The 21,232-nt window shown below is 60.7% G+C and carries 16 protein-coding genes; 14 read left to right on the forward strand and 2 right to left on the reverse strand.

What is annotated here, in order from left to right; translation table 11 throughout:
* Positions 1-13: 13 nt before the first annotated feature.
* A complete protein-coding gene (locus ACLBWT_RS07775) occupies positions 14-1,375 on the reverse strand; it encodes a hypothetical protein (RefSeq protein ID WP_447662497.1) in 1,362 nt (453 codons plus the stop codon).
* 442 nt (positions 1,376-1,817) lie between these two features.
* Here ACLBWT_RS07775 and ACLBWT_RS07780 point away from each other — a divergent pair, with 442 nt between their 5' ends.
* The 14 genes from ACLBWT_RS07780 to ACLBWT_RS07845 all read left to right on the forward strand — a co-directional run bounded on the left by ACLBWT_RS07780 (position 1,818) and on the right by ACLBWT_RS07845 (position 19,653).
* Complete coding sequence (locus ACLBWT_RS07780) at positions 1,818-3,053, forward strand: ABC transporter ATP-binding protein (protein WP_447662498.1); 1,236 nt, start codon at positions 1,818-1,820, stop codon at positions 3,051-3,053.
* Positions 3,053-3,853 carry an ABC transporter permease gene (locus ACLBWT_RS07785; RefSeq protein WP_447662499.1) on the forward strand — a complete coding sequence of 267 codons (801 nt, stop codon included), beginning with the start codon at positions 3,053-3,055 and terminating at the stop codon, positions 3,851-3,853. The genes ACLBWT_RS07780 and ACLBWT_RS07785 overlap by 1 nt, the downstream gene beginning before the upstream one ends.
* A gap of 62 nt (positions 3,854-3,915) precedes the next feature.
* Entirely contained in the window at positions 3,916-4,701 is a 786-nt protein-coding gene (locus ACLBWT_RS07790) for an ABC transporter permease (RefSeq protein WP_447662741.1), read from the forward strand.
* A complete protein-coding gene (locus tag ACLBWT_RS07795; RefSeq protein WP_447662500.1) occupies positions 4,698-5,774 on the forward strand; it encodes an ABC transporter substrate-binding protein in 1,077 nt (358 codons plus the stop codon). Before ACLBWT_RS07790 ends, ACLBWT_RS07795 begins: the two co-directional genes overlap by 4 nt.
* Before the next feature lie 343 nt (positions 5,775-6,117).
* On the forward strand, positions 6,118-7,467 hold the full coding sequence (locus ACLBWT_RS07800) for an outer membrane protein assembly factor BamB family protein (RefSeq protein WP_447662501.1): 1,350 nt from the start codon (positions 6,118-6,120) through the stop codon (positions 7,465-7,467).
* A gap of 420 nt (positions 7,468-7,887) precedes the next feature.
* Positions 7,888-9,189, forward strand: a complete 1,302-nt coding sequence (locus tag ACLBWT_RS07805; RefSeq protein WP_447662502.1) for a multidrug effflux MFS transporter — start codon at positions 7,888-7,890, stop codon at positions 9,187-9,189.
* A gap of 226 nt (positions 9,190-9,415) precedes the next feature.
* Positions 9,416-11,203: a histidine kinase N-terminal 7TM domain-containing protein gene (locus ACLBWT_RS07810; protein WP_447662503.1), complete on the forward strand. Its 1,788-nt coding sequence runs from the start codon at positions 9,416-9,418 to the stop codon at positions 11,201-11,203.
* Entirely contained in the window at positions 11,200-12,345 is a 1,146-nt protein-coding gene (locus ACLBWT_RS07815; protein ID WP_447662504.1) for a response regulator, read from the forward strand. Before ACLBWT_RS07810 ends, ACLBWT_RS07815 begins: the two co-directional genes overlap by 4 nt.
* A gap of 161 nt (positions 12,346-12,506) precedes the next feature.
* The gene (locus ACLBWT_RS07820; RefSeq protein ID WP_447662505.1) at positions 12,507-14,972 is read left to right on the forward strand and encodes a hemoblobin-interacting domain-containing protein; all 2,466 of its coding nucleotides are present in this window, start codon (positions 12,507-12,509) and stop codon (positions 14,970-14,972) included.
* Between the two features lie 23 nt (positions 14,973-14,995).
* Complete coding sequence (locus tag ACLBWT_RS07825; protein WP_447662506.1) at positions 14,996-16,825, forward strand: S-layer homology domain-containing protein; 1,830 nt, start codon at positions 14,996-14,998, stop codon at positions 16,823-16,825.
* A gap of 158 nt (positions 16,826-16,983) precedes the next feature.
* Positions 16,984-18,138 (forward strand): DUF4062 domain-containing protein, encoded by a 1,155-nt coding sequence (locus tag ACLBWT_RS07830; protein ID WP_447662507.1) that lies wholly within the window; start codon positions 16,984-16,986, stop codon positions 18,136-18,138.
* Positions 18,135-18,323, forward strand: a complete 189-nt coding sequence (locus ACLBWT_RS07835; RefSeq protein WP_021881857.1) for a hypothetical protein — start codon at positions 18,135-18,137, stop codon at positions 18,321-18,323. The genes ACLBWT_RS07830 and ACLBWT_RS07835 overlap by 4 nt, the downstream gene beginning before the upstream one ends.
* Positions 18,324-18,421: 98 nt before the next feature.
* Complete coding sequence (locus ACLBWT_RS07840) at positions 18,422-18,826, forward strand: acyl-CoA thioesterase (protein ID WP_447662508.1); 405 nt, start codon at positions 18,422-18,424, stop codon at positions 18,824-18,826.
* Positions 18,827-18,873: 47 nt separating this feature from the next.
* The gene (locus ACLBWT_RS07845; protein ID WP_447662509.1) at positions 18,874-19,653 is read left to right on the forward strand and encodes a Cof-type HAD-IIB family hydrolase; all 780 of its coding nucleotides are present in this window, start codon (positions 18,874-18,876) and stop codon (positions 19,651-19,653) included.
* A gap of 312 nt (positions 19,654-19,965) precedes the next feature.
* On the opposite strand, the gene ACLBWT_RS07850 is transcribed toward ACLBWT_RS07845, so the two are convergent.
* A complete protein-coding gene (locus tag ACLBWT_RS07850; RefSeq protein WP_447662510.1) occupies positions 19,966-21,180 on the reverse strand; it encodes an MFS transporter in 1,215 nt (404 codons plus the stop codon).
* Positions 21,181-21,232 lie beyond the last annotated feature (52 nt).

The raw sequence follows: 21,232 nt of genomic DNA on the forward strand, positions 1-21,232 counted from the left end.
GCTTGCGGCTGAATTATATCACAGATGGGCCGGAAGCCGCAGGCTTCCGAAGCGGGAGCAGGAGGATGCGGCTGCCTGGCAATGGATTCGGCAGCGGCTCCGAACCGGCGGAAGCCAGCCGCTTCAGCAGCTCGGAAGGAATGGCGGACAGGCTGCGGCTGTCCGCCATGAGCGCTGCCGTCCGATCGGGCCGGGCGATCATCGCGCCGAGCGCGGCTGCAGCCGCCCTTTCCGGTCCTCCGGCAATGGGGATGAGCCGCTGTCCGGAGCGAAGAGGCGACGGGCTCAGCAGCTTCTCCAGACCAGGCTGATCGTACCGGACAAAGAGCAGGTCAGCCTGCTGCAGGGCTTCCTGAACAGGAGGCGGAGAACTCCGAAGCTTGGAGCGAGGGATCGCTTTTTTCGAGCGGGAATAGCCGGTCGCTTGGAGCCGGGAGCAGAGCGCGTTCAGGAACAGCCGGGGATCGCTGTTGAAGTCGGGGGAAGCTCCCGGGTTCCCATGGCGACAGCTTTCATAATTCACGCGGATAAGCCGGCCTCCTTCATCGCGGAGAAGGCCGGAAAAGGCGGGGGAGCATCCGAGTGCCAGCACCAGATCCGGCTTGGCATGACGGGAGCCGTCCGCAAGGCCGAGGTTGAGCGGCGATCCCGAGGGCAGCGAGTCCAGCCCGTCCAAGCTGGCTGCGGCGGCAATGCCCGTCAGATCAAGCAATTGCCGGAGCTCGGCAGCGGCGCCCGAGTGGCGGACTCCCGCTCCGATTGCCAGGAGCGGACGCCGGGACGAGCGCAGGCTATCGATCAAGTCATCGAGATCGGCATCGTGAATCGGGGGCTCCGAGGCGAGCAGCTCCCAGTATTGGTCCGATTCCTTGAAAGGCCGCAGCCGCAGGGAATCGGCGTCCCGCTCCAGGCGGATTCCGTCCAAGCGGAAGCATGCCTGGAGAGAATGGGCGCGGGCGGCCAGGCAGAGAGCCTTGCCGATCTTGTCGTACAGGTCGGAAGCAAGCGCAGCGTCGTCGAATGAGGCTCCGTCGTCAGGCTGAAATGGAGACAGCGGGAGATCGGATGCAGCCCTGTGCGACGGCACGGCAGGAGAACGTTCATGCTCGATATTCAAGAGCAATTGCAGCGTAATGGAGCCGCCTTGCAATGCGAATGTCCCGATGACGGCCGCGGTCAGGCCGCTTGCGGCGGAACAGCCTTCGGCCGCAGCCTCGGCCGTGGCGAGATCCGGCAAGCCTTCAGCGGCGATGCCGGAGCGGGCCGCTGCCGCGAGCAGGGATGCCTTCTCCGGCGAAACGGCGGAACAGTCATGGAACAGATGGCGGATTCCGTGGCGGGCGAGCAAGTTCATGATGGCGTCCGACAGTTTCATACCCGTTTGATGTCACTCCTTTGGATGGGTTCCTGGCGGTCATTTCAAGGGGCGGCTGCCTCGCAGCCGCTTCTTCTCTATTTACATATGTTTTCAAGCCAGTCATGGAATGGGACATTCGGTGACTTCATCGGATCGGACGTGAAATCAGGCGGATACGCAACAAGAAAAGGCAGCCCGGATATTCCGGACTGCCCTCGGTTCTACCAGGTCCGCGGACCGATGAGGTCCGCGAAGGTGGCTCGTAACAAAGGCCATACGGCTAAGCAATCGGGATATGATGGCATTTTCCGGGCCTTTCGTACCGGAATATTTTGCCTTTCGATGCAGGGAGAGAGGATTCCAAGAGAGGCGTAATCAGGTATAATGAGGCATAAAGATCGCCGGCGGACCGGATATTCGCCGGGGGCGCGGCTCAGGCCGCAGGAGAGGAGGAGCGTCGATGGACGATTCGAAGGTCATTTCGTTCCGCGGAGTGACCAAGCAGTATGACGACGACGTCCCTGTGCTGAAGGATGTCAGCTTCGACATCGAGCGGGGCAAGTTCTACACGCTGCTGGGGCCTTCGGGCTGCGGCAAAACGACGATTCTCCGGCTGATCGCCGGATTCATGGAGCCGACGGCCGGGGAGATTGTCATGGACGGCAAGAGCATCAACTCGGTTCCGGCCAACAAGCGGCAGGTCAATACGGTCTTTCAGGACTATGCGCTGTTCCCCCATCTCAACGTCTACGACAACGTCGCCTTCGGGCTGCGCATCCGCAAGCTCAAGGGAGCGGAGATCGAGCGCAAGGTGAAGGAAGCTCTCCGCTTCGTCAACCTGGAAGGGTACGACAAGCGCGAGATCCGGGAGATGTCCGGCGGCCAGCGGCAGCGCGTGGCGATCGCCCGCGCCATCGTCAACGAGCCGCAGGTGCTGCTGCTCGACGAGCCGCTCTCCGCGCTCGACCTCAAGCTGCGCTACGAGATGCAGTACGAGCTGCGGGAGCTGCAGCGGCGGCTCGGCATCACGTTCATCTTCGTCACGCATGACCAGGAGGAAGCGCTGGCGATGTCCGACGAGATATTTGTCCTGAACAAGGGGATCATCGAGCAGAGCGGCACGCCGACGGATATCTACGACGAGCCGATCAACCGGTTCGTCGCCGACTTCATCGGGGAATCCAACATCGTGCCGGGGCGCATGCTGGAGGATTACAAGGTGGAGTTCGCCGGACAGGCCTTTACATGCGTCGACCGCGGCCTGCGCCGGGGAGAGCCGGTGGAGGTCGTACTGCGTCCGGAGGATTTGGAGATGAAGCCGGCGGACGAGGGCCAGCTGCGGGCCGTCGTCGAGACCCAGCTGTTCCGCGGGGTGCATTACGAGATCATCTGCCGCGACGACATCGGCAACGAGTGGATGGTCCATTCGACCCGCAAGGCGATCGTCGGAGAGATCATCGGGCTTGATTTCGAGCCGGAGGCGATCCACGTCATGAGGTTCGGGGAGTCGGAGGCTGACTTCGACAGGCGTCTGGAGGGCTACGAGGACGCGGACGGCACGCGCGAGGCGGCCGAAGCAGGCGGAGCTGCCGGCGGCACGGATGCCGCCGGCGCGGCCGGAGGAGGAGCCGAGCCGGGTTCGGGAGCGCCTGAGCCGGCGTCCATCGAGACGGGCAGGCCCGGAGGGAACAGCTAGTGGCCGTCCGCAACCGCAACTTCTTCCTCGTTCCCTATGTCCTGTGGATTCTGCTGTTCGTGGCGGCGCCGATCGCGCTGACGCTGTACAAGTCCTTCTTCGACGTCGACGGCGCGTTCACGCTGGACAACTACGTCCGCTTCTTCACGCCGGTCTACCTCAAGATGACGCTGAACTCGTTCTGGTACGCGTTCCTCATCACGCTGTTCTCGCTGCTGATCGCCTACCCGGCCGCCTGGCTGCTGACGCGGACGAAGCACAAGCAGCTGTGGCTGCTGCTCATCATTTTGCCGACCTGGATCAATCTGCTGCTCAAGGTGTACGCCTTCCTCGGCATCTTCGGGACGTACGGCGCCGTCAACCGGTCGCTGGAGTGGCTCGGCATCGGGGCGCAGCAAATTCTGTTCACCGACTTCAGCTTCGTGTTCGTCTCGGTCTACATCTTCATTCCGTTCATGATCCTGCCGATCTTCAATTCGCTTGAAGAGCTGAATCCGTCTCTCGTGTTCGCGGCGAGGGATCTCGGCGCATCGCCATGGACGACGTTCCGCCGGGTCGTGTTCCCTCTGACGCTGGACGGCGTCAAGGCCGGCTGCCAGGCCGTGTTCATCCCTGCGCTGTCGCTGTTCATGATCACGCGGCTCGTCGCCGGCAACCGCGTCATTACGCTCGGCACGGCCATCGAGCAGCATTTTCTCGTCACGCAGGACTGGGGCATGGGCTCCACGATCGCGGTGTTTTTGATAATCGTCATGGTGCTGATCATGTTCGCAGCCGGTAAACGGGAGGTGAGAAGGTAGAAGTGAATGCCACCAGAAAATGGCCATGGTCCAATCTGTATCTGATCGCGGTCTTCGCGGTCATGTACGCGCCGATCTTCTATCTGACGTTCTACTCCTTCAACAGCGGCGGCACGATGCACGGCTACGAAGGGTTCACGCTTGATTGGTACAAGGAAGTGTTCGCCGATACCCGGCTGCTGATCATCGTGCTGAACACGCTCGTCATCGCCCTGCTGTCCGGCCTTCTGTCGACGGTGCTCGGCATCGTCGGCGCGCTCGCCATCTATGAGGTGCGCCGGCGGCGGGACAAGAACACGCTGCTCAGCTTCAACAATGTGCTGATCGTAAGTCCCGATGTCATCATCGGCGCCTCGTTCCTCATCCTGTTCACGATGATCGGCATCCGGCTCGGCTTCTTCAGCGTCCTGCTGTCGCATATCGCCTTCAGCGTCCCGATCGTCGTGCTCATGGTGCTGCCCAAGCTGCAGGAAATGAGCCCGACGCTCATCGATGCCGCCCGCGATCTCGGCGCAAGCCGCTGGCAGGTGCTTACGGGCGTCGTGCTGCCGTTCATCCGTCCAGGCATCTTCGCCGGCTTCTTCATGGCTCTGACCTACTCGCTGGACGACTTCGCGGTGACGTTCTTCGTCACCGGCAACGGCTTCTCCACGCTCTCGGTCGAGATCTACTCGAGGGCGCGCCAAGGCATCTCGCTGTCGATCAACGCCTTGTCGACGCTCATCTTCCTGTTCACGATCCTGCTCGTCACGGGATATTACTTCATCACCCGGCGGAGCGGGGCGAGAGCTGTCGCGGCGTCGCGCAGCGGCGTCATGACCGGAGCCGGAGAGGGGGGATCGCGATGAAGGGCTTGATCCAGGCTTTCGCCGCCATTCTGGTCGCCTCCCTCGGGTGCATGTACCTGGCTTCCTACCTCAATTCCAGCCAGGGATATTCCGGGTCCAATACGCTGACCATCTACAACTGGGGCGATTATATCGATCCCGACCTGCTGACGAAATTCCAAAAGGAAACGGGCATCACCGTCATCTACCAGACATTCGACTCCAACGAGGCGATGATGACGAAGGTGCAGCAGGGAGGGACGACGTTCGACGTCGCGGTCCCGTCCGAGTACGCCATCGACAAGATGACGCAGGAGGACCTGCTGCTGCCGATCGACCACGACCGCCTGCCTAATCTCAAGCATATCGATTCGCGGTTCCTGAATCTAAGCTTCGACAAGGACAACCGGTATTCCATTCCTTATTTCTGGGGAACGGTAGGCATCGTCTACAATCCGGAGCTGACGCCGAAGGATCTTGTGTTCGACAGCTGGGACGACCTGTGGGACCCGCGCCTCAAGAACAACCTGCTGCTCGTCGACGGCGCGCGCGAGGTGATGGGCTTCGGCCTCAACAGCCTCGGCTATTCGCTCAACGACCGCAAGGAGGAGCATCTGCAGGAAGCGCTGCGCAAGCTGCAGAAGCTGACGCCGAACGTGAAGGCGATCGTCGGCGACGAGATCAAGATGCTGCTCGCGAACGAGGAAGCGGCCGCCGGCGTCGTCTGGTCGGGCGATGCGTCGGAAATCATGGACGAGAACGACAAGCTCGACTACGTCATTCCGAAGGAAGGCTCCAACGTCTGGTTCGACAACATGGTCATTCCAAGGACGGCCCGCAATCTCGACGGAGCCTACAAGTTCATGAACTTCATGCTCGATCCGGCCAATGCAGCCCAGAACGCCGAATACGTCGGCTACTCCACGCCGAATAAGGACGCGATACCGCTGCTGCCCGAGGAAATCTCCTCGGATGAGCGCTTTTATCCGCCGGAGGAGCTGACGGACCGGCTCGAGGTGTATGACAACCTCGGCAAGCGCATGCTCTCGCATTACAACGAGCTGTTCCTGGAATTCAAGATGCATCGGAAGTAAGAGTGCTCCGGCCATCCTCCAACATAAAACCTGTTCCCACGCATGCCTCCAGGCATGCCGGGACAGGTTTTTTTTGCTTCTTCCGCTTCTCCGTGACGGGGCTTTCCGCGAGAAGAGAGAGAAGGACGGGCGGCGTGTGGAAGGAAAGGGAGCAAGGGAAGGAATTTGGGATAGAAGCGCGTTTTGGTGAGAATACGGGCGCGCCCGAGGCAACTTTTATCCGCTAGCTCCGTCTAGAGATAGGGAACTGGGAGTTAAACCCAGACGGGAATGAACCGCTGCCGGTTGTTCCGGCGGGATTCCTGCTCCACTACCTTCAACGATGGAAAGGATGCATGCCCATATGTTGACTTCTACCCGAAAAAACTCCGCTCTGCGGCTGTCTTCCGCGCTGCTTGGCGTATCCCTGCTGCTCGGAGCGGCGATTCCCTCCGCTCCGGCAAGCGCCGAGGCGCCGGTACTGTCCGCGCCGGGCTACGCGCCGGCAGCGCTGAACGCGCCGCTGGCCAAGCCTCTTTGGACCGCCCCGATCGACAAGCCGGGGCCGCAAGGCTTCCTGTACGCGACCAATGCGGTCGCGGAGAAAGGAATTGTCTATTCCGTCATGGGCGGAAAGCTCATTTCCCGCAGCGCCGAGAGCGGCAAAGAGAAGTTCCGTTACGGAACGGGACTTCGACCCTTTGTCGTGTATGAGGGCAGTTCCGTCTATGTCGTGCAGCGGGACGGCAAGATCGCCGCTCTGAATGCCGCAACCGGCAAGCTCAAATGGACATCGTCCGCAGGCGCGCAAGAGGAAGGACGCACCCCTATCGTGCGCGGCGATACGGTGTACGCGACGACGGGGAATGTCGTCACGGCGTTCCGGGCTTCCGACGGCAAAAAGCTGTGGAAGCAGACGGAGAAGTCGGCAAGCTACGCGCCTTATGAAATCCAGGAGCATGACGGGGTCGTGCTGATGTCCTATGTCGTATCTGGGGCCATTACATCGATCCAGTTGGACGCCGTGGACAAGGAAACGGGCAAGCTGCTGTGGAAGGCGGACTCTACGAGCAGCCTGCTCGACGTGAAGGACGGGAAGGTCTATGCGGTCAAGGACGGCTTGCCCAATGCCGATCTGGACGCGACACCGAACCGCGTCTTCAAGGTCTCGGTGCTCGACCTGCGGACGGGCAAGTCGCAGGGAACCCGGGAATACGGCTACAAGCTGCCGGGCCAGCCTCCCTATCCGTACGGAGGGGAGAGGGCATTTCTGGACGGAAACGATCTCTATCTGGATACGGGTGCCAATGTGCTGAAGTTCGACTTCAGCCGGTACGCCTCGGGCCAGAAGCCTTCGAAGACATACGCCAAGCGCAGCGAGCGGACGGAGCTGGCGGGCAAGCCGGCCTCCGGCAGGCTGTTCCTGGTGGACCGGGACAACGGAGCGCTGCGCGGGCTCAAGACTGCCGACGGAAATCCCGTGTCCTGGGCCGGTGATAATCCTGCGGTCCGTACGGAGGTGTTCGGCAACGGCGTCTACTCCGCCCAGTCTGACGGCTTCCTGTATGCGTTCAATCTCCAAACGACGGATTCTGTCCTGAAGGTGAACGCGGGATCCCGCCTGTTCGGACCTACTCTCCGGACCGGCTCGGTCCTGATCGTGCAGACGGACAGCAAGCTCATTGCCGTCCGCATCCCTGGCGCGCTGAACTAGCAAGTCCCGCCCCTTCAGGCTGAAGTTATGAGCTTCGAGCCTGCCGATAGGCTGAAATCCCCGAGGAAGATCACACTGCCGCCTTCAGAAAGCGGCGGAATTGTGGCCGGCCGAGGGGGTTTTTTCTAATCCCGGAAGCAGGTCGAGGAGCTGGCGGAAGCTGTTTCGTTCGGGCGTATGGACAAGCCGTTGATGGATGAACGGGATGGAATCTTGTCCGGGATGGCGAAGGCGCCTTGAGAATATAGGCATAGCCGAGCCTTGCGGTGGAAGGGAGAGATATCTTCCTTCAACGAAAAGAGAGATTGGCGGGAGGCGGGATTTGCGGTACGATAGGTGAATTCGATGTATTTCGGCCGGGCGGGATTGGGCGGATCGCTCCCTTCCCGCATCCGCGGCTGAATCCAAGGAGGATGCATCTTGCCGACCACCACTGAAGACCATCCGCAGCCGGGCCAAGAAGGAGCTTCTTCCCGACAGCCGGCCGGCAGCCAGGCAGCGGTCTCAGCCGGGCAGCCGGACGCCGGAGCGGATTCCGCAGCGCCGCGCCGCTGGGGATTGGCGATCATGCTGGGCTCGCTCACGGCGATCGGGCCCTTTTCGCTGGATATGTACTTGCCGGCGCTGCCGGAAATGACGGCCGAGCTCGGCGGGACCAAGCTGCTGGGGCAGCTCAGCCTGACGTTCTGCATGCTCGGCCTGGCTGCCGGGCAGCTGCTGGCCGGTCCGCTCAGCGACGCCCGGGGCCGCAAAAAACCGCTGCTCGTCGCTCTCGCCATCTATGCGGCTTCCTCGCTGCTCTGCGCCTTCAGCGGCAGCATCGCGATGCTGCTCGCCTGCCGGCTGATCCAGGGCCTCTCCGGAGCAGCCGGCATCGTCATCGCCAGAGCGGTCGTGCGCGATCTCTACTCCGGCAAGGAGATGACGCGATTCTTCTCGCAGCTCATGCTGATCAACGGCGCCGCCCCGATTCTGGCGCCGATCTTCGGCGGCCAGCTGCTCCGCTTTGTCAGCTGGCGCGGGACGTTCGTGTTCCTCGCCATTCTCGGCGTCATCCTGCTGACCGCCGCATGGCTCGCGCTGCCGGAGACGCTGGCTCCGCAGCGCCGCGCCAAGGGCGGGCTGAGGCAGACGTTCGGCAGCTTCCGCTTCTTCCTGCGCGACCGTTCCTTCATGGGCTTCGTGCTGACGATGAGCCTTGTGTCGGGAGCGATGTTCGCGTACATCTCCGGCTCGTCCTTCGTACTGCAGCAGCTGTACGGAGTGTCGCCATCCCAATACAGCTTCATCTTCGCGCTCAACGGAGCGGGAATCATCATCGCTTCCCAGTTGACCGGAAGGCTCGCTATGAGCATGAACACGGAGCGCCTGTTCCGCAGCGGCGTCCTGCTCGCACTCTGCGGCGGCGCCGCTCTGCTCGCGACCGTGCTGCTCGGAGGAGGCCTCGCTCCGGTAATGGCCTCGCTGTTCATCGTCGTCTCGAGCGTGGGCATCGTCGGCACGGCATCGACGTCTCTGTCGATGCAAAATGCCGGCAGCGCCGCAGGCAGCGCATCCGCGCTGATCGGCATGCTGCAGTTCGCCGCAGGAATGGCGTTCTCGGCGCTGTCGGGACTCGGAGGCGAGGGCAGCGCCCTCCCGCTCGCGGTTGTCATCGCCGCCGCCGAAGTTCTGGCCCTGCTCGCGATGGCGACGCTGCTCGGCCGCCGCCGTACCCGCTGAGGCCTGCCGCCGGCCAGCGCGTCCGGTCAGGGCGGGCATATACGCTGGACGGAGGCTGCCCTCCGTCCAGATTTGAATCCCAACCAACGGCCTCCGCGTGGACGAAATCGTCCGGCGGAGGCTTTTTTTCACCCCCTCGAACCTCGTCGAATCTTGTCATTGTACTGTCATCGGGAGCGCGTATAATGGAGAAAAAGCCTATCTTCCGCTGAGGAGCTCCCCCTGCATGAACTTCAATCTCTACCTATCGGCCTTGTTGTTGGCAGCTACGTCCTGCTCGGCCGTCGTCGTCTTTCTCTGCTGGAAAAGAAGGGAGCTGCCGATCGCCGTCAGCTACGGATTGGGCATTCTGACGACCGCCTTCTATACGTTCGGGTATGCGTCCGAGATCGTCAGCTCCTCGCTGGAGGCGATCCGCTTCTGGCTGCGCGTCGAATACATCGGCATTCCGTTCGGCACGGTGTTCTGGATGATCATGGTGCTTCAATATACAGGCAGAGAGGTTTACATACGCAAGTGGACCGTCGCGCTGGCGATGGTCATCCCCATCCTTACGTTCGTCTCCCACAACACGAATGAATGGCATCATCTGTTCTACCGAAGCCTGACGCTCGATTATTCCGAGGGCTTCCCGCTCGCTCGGATCGTCCGGGGGCCGCTCTACTTCCTTCATGCCGCTTATTCCTACCTGCTCATTTTCATCGGGACCGGGATGCTGCTGCAGATGTACCGGAGATCGACTCCGCGCATGCGCAAGCAGATCGGCCTCATGCTCGTCGGCTCCTGCGCGCCTTACGGGTTCACGCTGGTCCACCTGAGCGGCGTCCTGCACACTCCGCTTGACATCTCGCCTTTCGGGTTCGTGCTCTCGGGCGTTTTTTTCCTGCTCGGCATCTATCAGTTCAATCTGCTTCGGCTGGCGCCGATGGCTCTTCAAAAGGTGTTCGAGTCGATGCAGGACGCCGTTCTCCTGCTCGATCTCGATGACAACATAAGCGGCTTCAACCAGGCGGCTTGCCGCGCCATACCGGGGCTGGGCCGCAAAAACGGCATCGGGCTGCCGGCCGCGGCGCTGCTCAGGGGGCAGCCCGAGATCCGCCGGATTGCGCTTGGCCGTGATAACAGCGGACGGGAGCTGATTCTGGATGAGGCATATGGCCGGCATTATCAAGTCCAGCTGTCGGAAATCTACGACTACCGCTCCAGACCGACCGGCAAGATGCTGCTCCTCCGCGATGTGACGGATACGGTGCTCTCCGAGGAGCGGCTGCACGAGAACGCCAGGCAGCTGAGCGAGCTGAACGCCTTCAAGGATCAGATGTTCAATGTGGTGGCCCACGATATCCGGGATCCGATCGCGGTGCTCCACAACTTGATGGAGCTGCTGGAGGAGGAGACGACGGACTGCAGAGAGGATGAGCAGGAGATCGTCCGAGAGATGGGGGGGCAGGTGCGCAACATATTTGCGCTGGTCGAAAGCCTGCTGGAGTGGTTCCGCAGCCAGCGCGGCGGCATGAACTTCGCTCCTGTCGTCATCTCCCTGGAGGACGCGGCCTTGCGGAACGTTCAGCTTCTCCGAAGCCGCAGCGAAGGCAAGGGCATCGACATCGTATCCGATATTCCGGCCGAAGCGTTCGTGCATGCGGACAAGAATATGCTGGATTTGATCCTCCGCAATCTGCTCTCCAATGCCGTCAAGTTCACGGAGCCGGGCGGCCGCATCCTTCTGGGCGCTGCAAGCTTCGGAGACAGCCTGCTGGTATCCGTCCGCGATTCGGGCGTCGGGGTGCCTGCAGACCAGATCCATACGCTGCTGAACGAGGACTTCTCCATTCCTTCCGAGGGAACGGCGGGGGAGCGGGGAGTCGGCCTTGGCTTGACCTTGTGCAGGGAGTTCGTCCGGCTGAGCGGCGGGGAAATCTGGTTCGACAGCGTTCCCGGTCAAGGAAGCACCTTTTATTTCACCATGCCGTCCGCGAATGTCGCGGAAGAGGACAAGAGGGAGATACGATGAGAGTCCTCCTTATCGATGACGAAAAAGCGATGCATCTGATCTTGAAACGGATGCTGGCCAAAATCGGCGACTGGATCGAAATTGCCGGCAGCTTCACCGATACCGCTTCGGCGGAATCGTTCCTGAGCGGGGCGGAGGTGGACATGGTTTTCGTCGACATCCAGATGCCGAGAGACAACGGCTTTGCGTTCGCCCAGCGGCTCCGCAAGCGCGGCAGCGATGTGAGGCTTGTTTTCGTCACCTCTCATGCTGCCTATGCGCTGCCGGCTTACGATTTGTACGCCTACGACTATATGGTGAAGCCTGTCGTCCAGGAACGGCTGCAGCAGACAGTGATGCGGGCGATGGCGGAGCTGGGCCGGGAGGCGAGCCGTCAGGAGAGCGCAGCTGGGGCCTTGCCGCAGGCGCAAATCAACTGCCTCGGGCGGATGGAGATCCGGAGCAGCACGCTGGGGCTGGTCAAATGGAAGTCGAGCAAGAGCGCCGAGCTGTGCGCCTACCTGCTGCTGCAGCGCGGCAGCCTTGTATCGCGAGCCCGGCTCATCGAGGATATTTTCGGAGGGAAGCCGCTCAAGAATGCTGAAATCTATCTGAATACGACCGCCTATCAGCTGCGCAAGCTGCTCGATACGGTCGGACTGAAGGGAAGCCTGCATTCGGATCCGAATCATTATGCGCTCGATCTCAGCCTGGCCCAGGTGGACATGGTTCGTTTCGAGGAGGAATGCCGGGAGCTGGCGTCCATCGACGAGAGCAATTTGGAGCAGGCGCTGGAGCTGGAGCGGATGTATGCCGGCAGCCTGTTCGGCGATCTGGCTTATCCATGGGCGTGGAGCGAGGTCGAGCGGATATCCCTTCTATACGCCGGCTTCGCCCAGCGGCTATGCCTGGCGCTGCTGGATCTCGGAGACGTTCCGGCCGCGCTGCTGCTGCTCGGCAAGCTGAGCCTCCACAACGAGCTGGACGAAGAAACGTTCAAGCTTGAGATGAGGGCGCTCGTCATGCAGCATAATCGGGAGGGCTTGATTCGCCGCTACAGGGAATATGAGTCGGTGCTGAGAGAGGAGCTTGGCGTCGGCCCTTCCACCGAGTTGAACCAGCTGTACGCCGAGCGGCTGAGCAGCCTGGATGAAAGGAACTGAATAAGTCCAGGATCGGCAAAGACCCCTTTCAAATCTTTGGAATGGGTCTTTTGTTTCATATAAAAGACAGAATTTTCGTCGAAGTTTGTCATTTAGCCGTCATTGACTCTCATTATACTCATTTAGAAGCTATTAATCTCTTTGGGAGTGACTAAGGGAGTATGAAAAAAGGTCTAATCGTAGGACTGCTTGGAATCATGGTTTCTTCTTCTTTCCTGCCTGTGCCGTACGCGTCGGCGGCAGGCGAGCTGCCGGCCAATCGTCCATGGACGGAATGCGCCGGTGAAAGGAGCGTCTGCTCGTTCGATGGAACGAAGGAAGTGGCCCTGGCGCCGGAAGGCATGCCGGAGGCGATCGCCTCGCTGGGCGAGGACTTCAAAACGCTGACCATCGCCTTCGACAGCGACGTGAAGCCCGCGGCCGCGGTGGAGGATTTGAAAAGCGCCTTCACCATCCGCAAGACGGAGAGCGGCGATTTTGCCGCTCTTGACGCAGCGGACACGGTCGTATATGACGTGGACAACACGCTCGTCCTCACGCTGGCGCAGCCGCTGATCGGCACGGGCAATGCTGTCGCTATCGCGGCGAATACGCTCGTATTTGGCGAGGATACGGAGCCTTATGCACAGTCCATTGTAATTGATTCGATCGTTGGCGCGGACTTCACGCCGCCTGCATTCATCGGAGCCGAGAAGGGAAAGAACGGCCAGGAGGTCAGCCTTCATTTCGACGAGTCGTTCCAGATCGCTTATCCGACTGATGTCACGGATGATGTCGACAAGGAAGCTTACCTGCTGAGCGGCCTGCAGCTTGCACAGGATGGGGAGCATTTCTCGCCGCTCGTGAATGGCCTTGCCTACGGACGCGTCGACGGAAGCAAGCTTGTTATCGGGTATGGCGATGATCTCATGATTGTTTCGGGGGCGAAGACGAAAATCAAGCTTGCCGCCGGCCTGCTGAAGGACGGGGCCGGCAACGCCAACCCGGAGCTGACTTTGAGCGTGAGCCCGCCAGCGATCCGCAGCGCCGAGCTGAGCCCGGACAATCATGATGTGACGGTCACGTTCGACCGCATCGTCTATGCAACGCCGTTCGTGGGCCAGGAGGAGCTGAAGTCCAGAATCCGGCTGCAGAATTCGGACAGAACCTGGAATCCGGGCGCTGGCGATACGGTGTCGATCGCAGGGGACAAGCTGCTTCTGCATATGGACAAAGCGCTGAGCGGCGAGGCAATCCAGATCTTCTTCCAGGGCGGAACGATCCAGGACGCGGACGGGAACTACTCGGCTGATGGTGTCGTCACCCCGTACCTGCAAGCACATGCGGACGGCGACACGGCGGATACGACGCGGCCGCAATTCGTCAAGTATTTGCTTTCTTCCGATCTCAGGGATCTGACGCTCATCTTCAACGAAGATCTGGCCATGAGCGAGGACGACATCGCAGCGTTCAAAGCCGGCATTTGGTGGCGGAACAATTGGTGGGACGTCCCTCTTCCTTCCAATGCGTCGGTGACCGTGTCTGGCCGTACCATAACGGTCCATTTTGAAACGTATACAAGCTCGACACATTATTTGTATGGCAGTCTGGCAAGCGTCAAGGATGCTGCAGGGAATGCGGCTGACGACTATTTCTATTCGAATCATTTCCAAGTCAACGATGAGAACGTCATCCGTCTGGAGAATGGGTATATCGGCTTGAAGGGGCGGTTCCTGGGCCTCTATCTCCGAAATCCTTTCTCGTACGAATTAGAGGATCTGACGGCCGATGAGAACGGGTCCCGCCTGCATGAGCTGATCTCGATCTCAAGCGACAACGGAGCGACGTATCAGACCTTGTCTCAAGGTGACAAGATCATCCTGCAGGGAAATCAAGTCGGCATCTTTTTGGAAAATCAGATCAAGTCGGGAAGCGTTCAGGTGAAGATCGCCGCCGGCGCCTTCATCGACTCGCATCGCTACAAGGCGAGCGGCGAGCTGAAAAAGACGATTTCCTATACCGATTCCCAGCTCACCGGCTATCTGTTCAGCGATGCCGATACGGTGTTGAAAACGGATGACGACAGCGCCTGGAGCAGCCGTATCCGCAACGTGAAGGTATGGGACCGATGGAACTGGAATGGATACCGCGAACTGACTGAAGCGGAGTACAGCGTCGCTGGGGGCAAGCTGACGATCGCCAAGGGCGCGTTCCTGAAAGACCGCAGCTATTGGATCGAGGTCGAGGCCGAAGGCTACGGCACCCGTGTATTCGACGGGTACTCCTATAAATCTTCCGAGATCTTCTACATGACGGCGCCCGCCGTCACGAAAACAAACGGCGTTACCGCCAAAGTGTTCATCTACAACCAGGCGCAGTCGGACGAAGCCGGAACTCAGTCTGTCGTGTTCGAGCTGTTCGACGGCACGACGCCGGTCAGCATCGCCTCGACCGAGCTCATGGTCGGAACGGGCACATATACAGCAAAGTTCAACGTATCGGATGCGGCATCCAAAGCCTATACCGTCAAGGCGTTCCTCGTCAGCAGCTTCGACAGCGACACGATGGATCTCGGCCTTAGTCTCGGCACGGTCAAGACGCAGGCGGAGATCGACGAAGCCATGCTGCGGAACGCATACAACGACTAATGAAGAAGCGGGGAAAACAAAACGTGAAATCGCGAGTGCTGCAATTAGTTTTGATGCTCACGCTGTGCCTCGCCCTCGTGGCGCCGGCGGCCTCCGCCTCCGGCTCCGCGGCCGTTGCGCTTGATGCCGTCACGGCGGTCAAGGCGGGGGAAAGGGTCGATCTCAAGGGCAGCTCTTCTCTGGACGAGGTCATCGTCAAGGTGCTGCGGCCCGACGGCAGCATCGTCTACTTCGATATCGTACCGGTGACCGGCGGCAGCTTCGCAGCTCCCTTCACGCTTGGCGCGGGAGAGCCTGGAGGTACCTATACGGCCGTTGCCGGAAAAGGAAACCAGGTGGACAGCAAGCGTTTCGACGTGACGGCTTCGTCAGCCGGAGGCGGCAACGGAGGCGGAGATGGAACGATTACGACGCCTCCGCCGGCGACGCCGACGTCCACACCGACGGAAACATCAACGCCGATCTCCACGCCGACGCTGACGCCGACACCAACGCCGGCGCCAGGGGGCGGATTCACAGGCGGCGGCTCTGCGGCGACGCCGGCTCCAACGACGACGCCTGCCCCATCCGCCAAGCCGATCACGCCGATCGGCTCCGGCGCGGCTCCGATCGGCGTAGACGCAAGCAAGAGCAAGCTCTCCGAAGCAGTCGACGGCGCAGGCCATCCGGTAACGGTCGTCGCCCCGGATGCGGCTGCGCTTGCCGAAGCGCTGGCCAAGGCGGCCAAGCAGGACAACCACGGGGCGGCGCCTGTCGTCTACATCGCGTTTGACGGCAAGGCGGGCCAAACGGTACGCTTCGACCTGCCGCTCTCCGCATTGAAGGATGCGGCCGCAGGCACGCTCGTATCGTTCCAGACGGTGGAGGGCGAATATTCGCTGCCTCTATCGGTGCTGGATCTCGCAGCCATTGCGAAGCAGCTGGGCGCTTCGACTGCGGACATCACCTTGCAGATCACCATCGATCCGGCGGGAAATGATCTGAACAGCAGCATCAAGAAGAGCGCTGCGACGATCGGCGCATCACAGCTTGGCGGAGCGATCGGATTCTCGATGTCGGCGGCAGCCGGCGGGAAGGCCGTTGAGCTGAACGAATTCGGCTCGACTTATGTGTCCCGCACGCTCGTCGTGACGGGAATCCAGAACGGTGACCATGCGACCGTCGCGCTGTATGATCCGCAGACGGGTACGTTCAGCTTCGTTCCCGCACTCTTCGCCAAACAGGCGGACGGCACGACCAAGATCAGCTTCAAGCGTACCGGGAACAGCATATACGCCGTATTGACGGCAGATAAGTCGTTCGGAGATCTGAACGGGCATTGGGCCAAATCCGATGTCGAGCTGCTCGCTTCCAAACTCGTCGTGAACGGAGCTGCTGCGGGCAAGTTCGCTCCGAACAGCAGCATTACGCGGGCGGAATTCGCGGCGCTGCTCGTCCGCTCCCTCGGCCTCTCGCCTGATGCTGCGGCAGCCGCCTTCAGCGATGTCGCAGCGAGCGACTGGCATGCCGGCGTTGTCGGCGCAGCGGTGAAGGCGAAGCTGACGGAAGGCTTCGCGGACGGCAGCTTCAAGCCGAACGACACGATCTCGCGTCAGCAGATGGCGGTCATGATCGGCCGCGCCATGACGTTCGCGCAAGGCTCCGCAGCCGCTTCCGCATCCTCTTCGCTCGACGGCTTCAAGGACAAAGCCGGCATCGCCGGCTGGGCCCGCGCATCCGTCGCGCAAGCCGTCGATGCAGGCATCATCACAGGCATGACCGCAGACTCCTTCGCCCCTGCGGCGAAGGCAAGCCGCGCCCAAGCGGCCGTCATGCTGAAGCGGTTCCTGCAGCACGCCGGCTTGATCGGCTGATCGATGCAGCTCGGATTTTCCAACACTCAGGCCAGCCGGTTGTTCCGGCTGGCCTTTTGCGCTCGGATTGCTCCTTTTGTCCCTCGATCCCTTCTTTCCTTATGGTACAATCAGGAAACGAGCTCTGGCTGCACGGCCGCACGGGAGGGGAAGCCGGTATGGGCAAAACGAAAGTATTCATCAGCTCCGTCAACGAGGATGGATTGAAGCCGCTGCGGCGGACGGCTTTCCGGGAACTGGAGAGCCTCGGCCATGAACCGCTGCTGTGGGAAGAAAATCTGGGCCCGTGGCCCTCCTATCTCAACCCGGTGGAAAAATGCCTGGAAGCGGTCGGGGAGTCTGACCTCTATGTGCTTTTCATCGGAACGAAGGCAGGGACCTACGATCCCGTCTCGGGCATCACGGTGACCCATTCGGAGCTGATCTCAGCGCTCGACAAAGGGATCGCGGCTCTCGTCTGGGCCGACGTGCAGGTGAAGGGCAAATTTTTTGCCTCTGTGGCTTACCGGCTCGATGCCTATATCGATCATTCGGTCGAGGAGACCGGCCAGTATCCCGATAATGGCCGGCTGCTGGATTTTCTCCGCACCTGCGAAGAGGCGGACGCCCATGTCGATCCCTATGTCTGGCTGCTGCTGTACGACATCCGCCAGCGCGGCATCTATATGGAGGATCTGGCCGCAGCGGTTCCGATCGACTGGAAGAGCTGCTTCAGCGATCTGCTCCGCCGCGGCCTGCTGCTGCTCCCGCTGGAGCCGTCCATCATGGACAACAGCCTGCGGCTGGAGCAGGCCGGCCAAAGCTTCGACCTGATGACGGCGCTGCTGCCGCAAGTTCGGCTGGAGCCTCCGGGCAGCTGGGCGGACTGGCTGGGCACGGTCAGCCAGCGGCTGCAAGGCCGCCAGGTGGAGCATGCCTACGGCAGCTGGAGCCGCGAGACCGTAGGGCATTACGAAGCATGCAACGGGGCGTCTTTATACCGGCATGAGGACGGAGAGCTGCGGTTCGTCGCCTGCTGCGGGGAGACATCGGCGGTGCGGGCTTTTGCCCTGGGCGATCAAAGCTCCTATGTCGCGCTCACGTACGGCATGGGAAGCCGTGCCGAGGGCGTATACTACAAGGAAGCCCGCCAAAAGTTCTTTTATTGTGTCCGCAGCGGCCCTTATGTAGCGACATTCCATTTTCCGGCGGGACCGTCCTGGAGCAACCTCCGCTATATGCGCTACAAAGACAGCGTGAATAATGCTATAATAGGGCCTAACACGCAGATGATCCGGCTGGTGAGCTTATTTCTGGGAGGGATGCGGCAATGAAAAGCTGTGTATGGGTATCCAAGAACGGCCGAGTATCCGAAGCGGACGGCATTCAGCCCCGGGACGCGCTCCTGTTCGCCACCGGAACGGCAACCTCGGAGGACCTGCTCCTTCAGCAGAGAATAGCCGCCGAACAAAATATCAGACTGATCCGGTCGAGGCTCGCGGAAGCGACCCGGCGGTAGCGGTTACATGAATCCGTCCCCTGTGGCGGATTTTTTGCTGCATCGCGGGATGAGCCGGCTGCGCAAGGATGCTGAGTCAGGAAATGGAGGCGCCCGCGATGGTTTCGGAGCTTGAACTGATCGTCCGGTCGACGGAGATCGATGTGAACGGGCATGTGAACAACGCCAAGTACCTGGAGTATCTGGAGTGGGGACGGGAAGACTGGTACGAGCGGGCGGGACTGGATTACGCGGCCTTCCTTGAGATGGGCATCCAGACGGTGACGGTCAACGTCAACATCAACTACAGGCGGGAATGCGTGCAGGGAGACCGCCTGACCGTGCGCACGCATCCGCTGCGTGCCGGTCGGACCAGCTATGTCCTGAAGCAGGAGCTCGCGGATGCGGCGGGAATCGTGAGGGCCGATGCCGAGGTGACGAGCGTCTGCATGGATGCGGCCGAGCGGCGCAGCCGGGAGCTGCCCGATCGGCTGCGCGAGGCGCTGCAGGCAGTGGACGCATAGGATCGAGGAAACGTTTTTAACATAGGGAACCTAGAGGGGGAATCACGATGACAGGCAAACTGATCTTTTTCGATATCGACGGAACGCTGCTCGACCACGACAAGAACATCCCGGCATCAGCCAAGGAATCCGTACGGCTGCTCCAGGAAGCGGGCCACGAGGTGGCGATCGCTACGGGACGCGGACCGTTCATGTTCAAGGAAATCCGCGAGGAGCTCGGCATCGAGTCGTTCATCAGCTACAACGGCCAGTATGCGGTCCGGAAGGGCGAGGTGATCGTACGCAATCCGATCCGTCCGGAATACCTGCAGCGGATTACCGAGGCTGCTGTAGCTAATGACCATCCGATCGTCTACATGAACGAAGATGCGATGAAGGCCAATATCGAGCAGCATGATTACATCGACGAGAGCATGAGCTCGCTGGCGCTCAAGAACAAGGTCATGGAATGGGACAAGGAGTACTATATCGGGCGCGAGATCTACCAGTGCCTGCTCTTCTGCACGATCGGCGACGAGCTGAAGTACCGGGAGACGTTCCCGGAGCTGGACTTCATCCGCTGGCATCAGTTCTCGATGGACGTGCTCCCGCTCGGCGGCTCCAAGGCCAAGGGCATCGAGGCTTTCGTGAAGCTGGCAGGCGTCCGTCCGGAGGATGTCTATGCGTTCGGCGACGGGCTGAACGACATCGAGATGCTGCAGCTGGTGCATAACAGCGTGGCGATGGGCAATGCGATCGAGAGCGTGCAGAAGGCTGCCAAGCATGTGACGAAGGACGTGGCCGAGGACGGCATCAAGCATGGCCTGGAGCTCGTCGGCCTGTTGTAGGTGTCGGCATGCATCGGCGGAAGGCGGTCAGCTTCTCGGCAAGCTGGTTGGTCCATATGGACCATGGCTGCCGCCAATGCCCGTTAAAAGAATGAACATCAATGCGCAGCAAAACCATGAATACCAATGCAGAGCAAAACTATGAACCCCAATGCATAGCAAAACTATGAACCCCAATGCATAGCAAAACCATGAGCGAGCAGAACAAGAACACACACAATGGCTTAGCAAAACCATGCACACAATGTCATAGCAAAACCACGCACAAAAAAACCAGCCGTCGAACGGCTGGTTTTTTTGATTCATTTCCCGTCAGCTGCGAGCCTGAGCCGTCCGGGTTACCCGCTGCTCGAGATGCCGGGTGCGGATGAGTATGGCTGCGCCGACGAGCATGAGTCCATTGATGACGAACACGTATCGGATCGGAATCCAGCCGCCCAGCAGCCCTCCGATCATCGGGCCGAGCATCGTCGCCAGCTGGGTCGCGGACTGGTTCAGCCCGAAGGCGCGGCCTCGAAATTCCGGCTCCGTCACTTTTACGATCATGGCGTTCAGGGCCGGATACACGCCGGCGAAGCAGAGGCCGTAAAAGAAGCGAAGCACGCCGAAGCCGACATAGCTGCTGGAGAAGAACTGCAGCAGGTTGCCTATTCCGCCTCCCATCAGGCCGATGACGAGCACGTTCGTATAGCCGATCCGGGAGCCGAACTTGCCCCACTGGGGAGCCGCGATCAGCGTCGCGATGCCGACAGCGGAGAAGATGATGCCGGAGAGCAGCGTGGCGTCGCTCTTGCCTGCCCCAAGCTCGATCACATAGACGGTCAGCAATGGCTCTAATATCATGACGGAGAACGTTCCCAGCGCGACCAGTCCCAGCATCGTGACGAAGACTCGGTTCGAGAAGGCTTCCTTCAGATCCTGACGGACCGAGGAGCGCACCGTCTTGCGGTTGAAGTTCTGCTCCTTGACGAAAAAGACCGCGATCAGCGCGGAGACGAGCACGATGCAGCCCGAGAAGACGAAGCTTTCGCGGTTGCCCATGTAATGGCTGACGATGCCGCCGATGAGCGGGCCTAGAATGCCGCCTGTCGCGCCGGAGGTCGCCATGATGCCGAGCGCGTAGCCGGTTTTCTCCTCCGGAGTATTCGTCGCCACGAGCGCGATTGCCGCGGGCACGTATCCGGCGAGCAGGCCCTGGCCGATGCGGAGCAGCAGGAACAGATAGGGATCGTGGATGAAGAAGGTGAGCATGTACAAGGCCGCAAGGGCGAAGCCGGAGCGGATGAGCATCGGGCGCCTGCCGTATTTGTCCGAGAGGGAGCCCCAGTAGGGAGCAATCAGCGCACTCGCGAGAAACGTGATGCCGAAGGCGAATCCGGACCAGAGGGTGAGCCGGCTCGAGACGCCAAGCTCATTATGCAGAAAGATCGGGATGAAGGGGATGGAGATCGAGTAGGCCGTGCTGCAAAAAAAGACGCCGGTCCACAACACAAAGAGGTTGCGCTTCCATAAGAATGAATCCGCCATGAGGGGTATCAAATCCTTTCTGGGGGCTGGCTGGACCCTAGTTCTAGCCTGT

The organism is Paenibacillus sp. D51F (assembly GCF_053345695.1).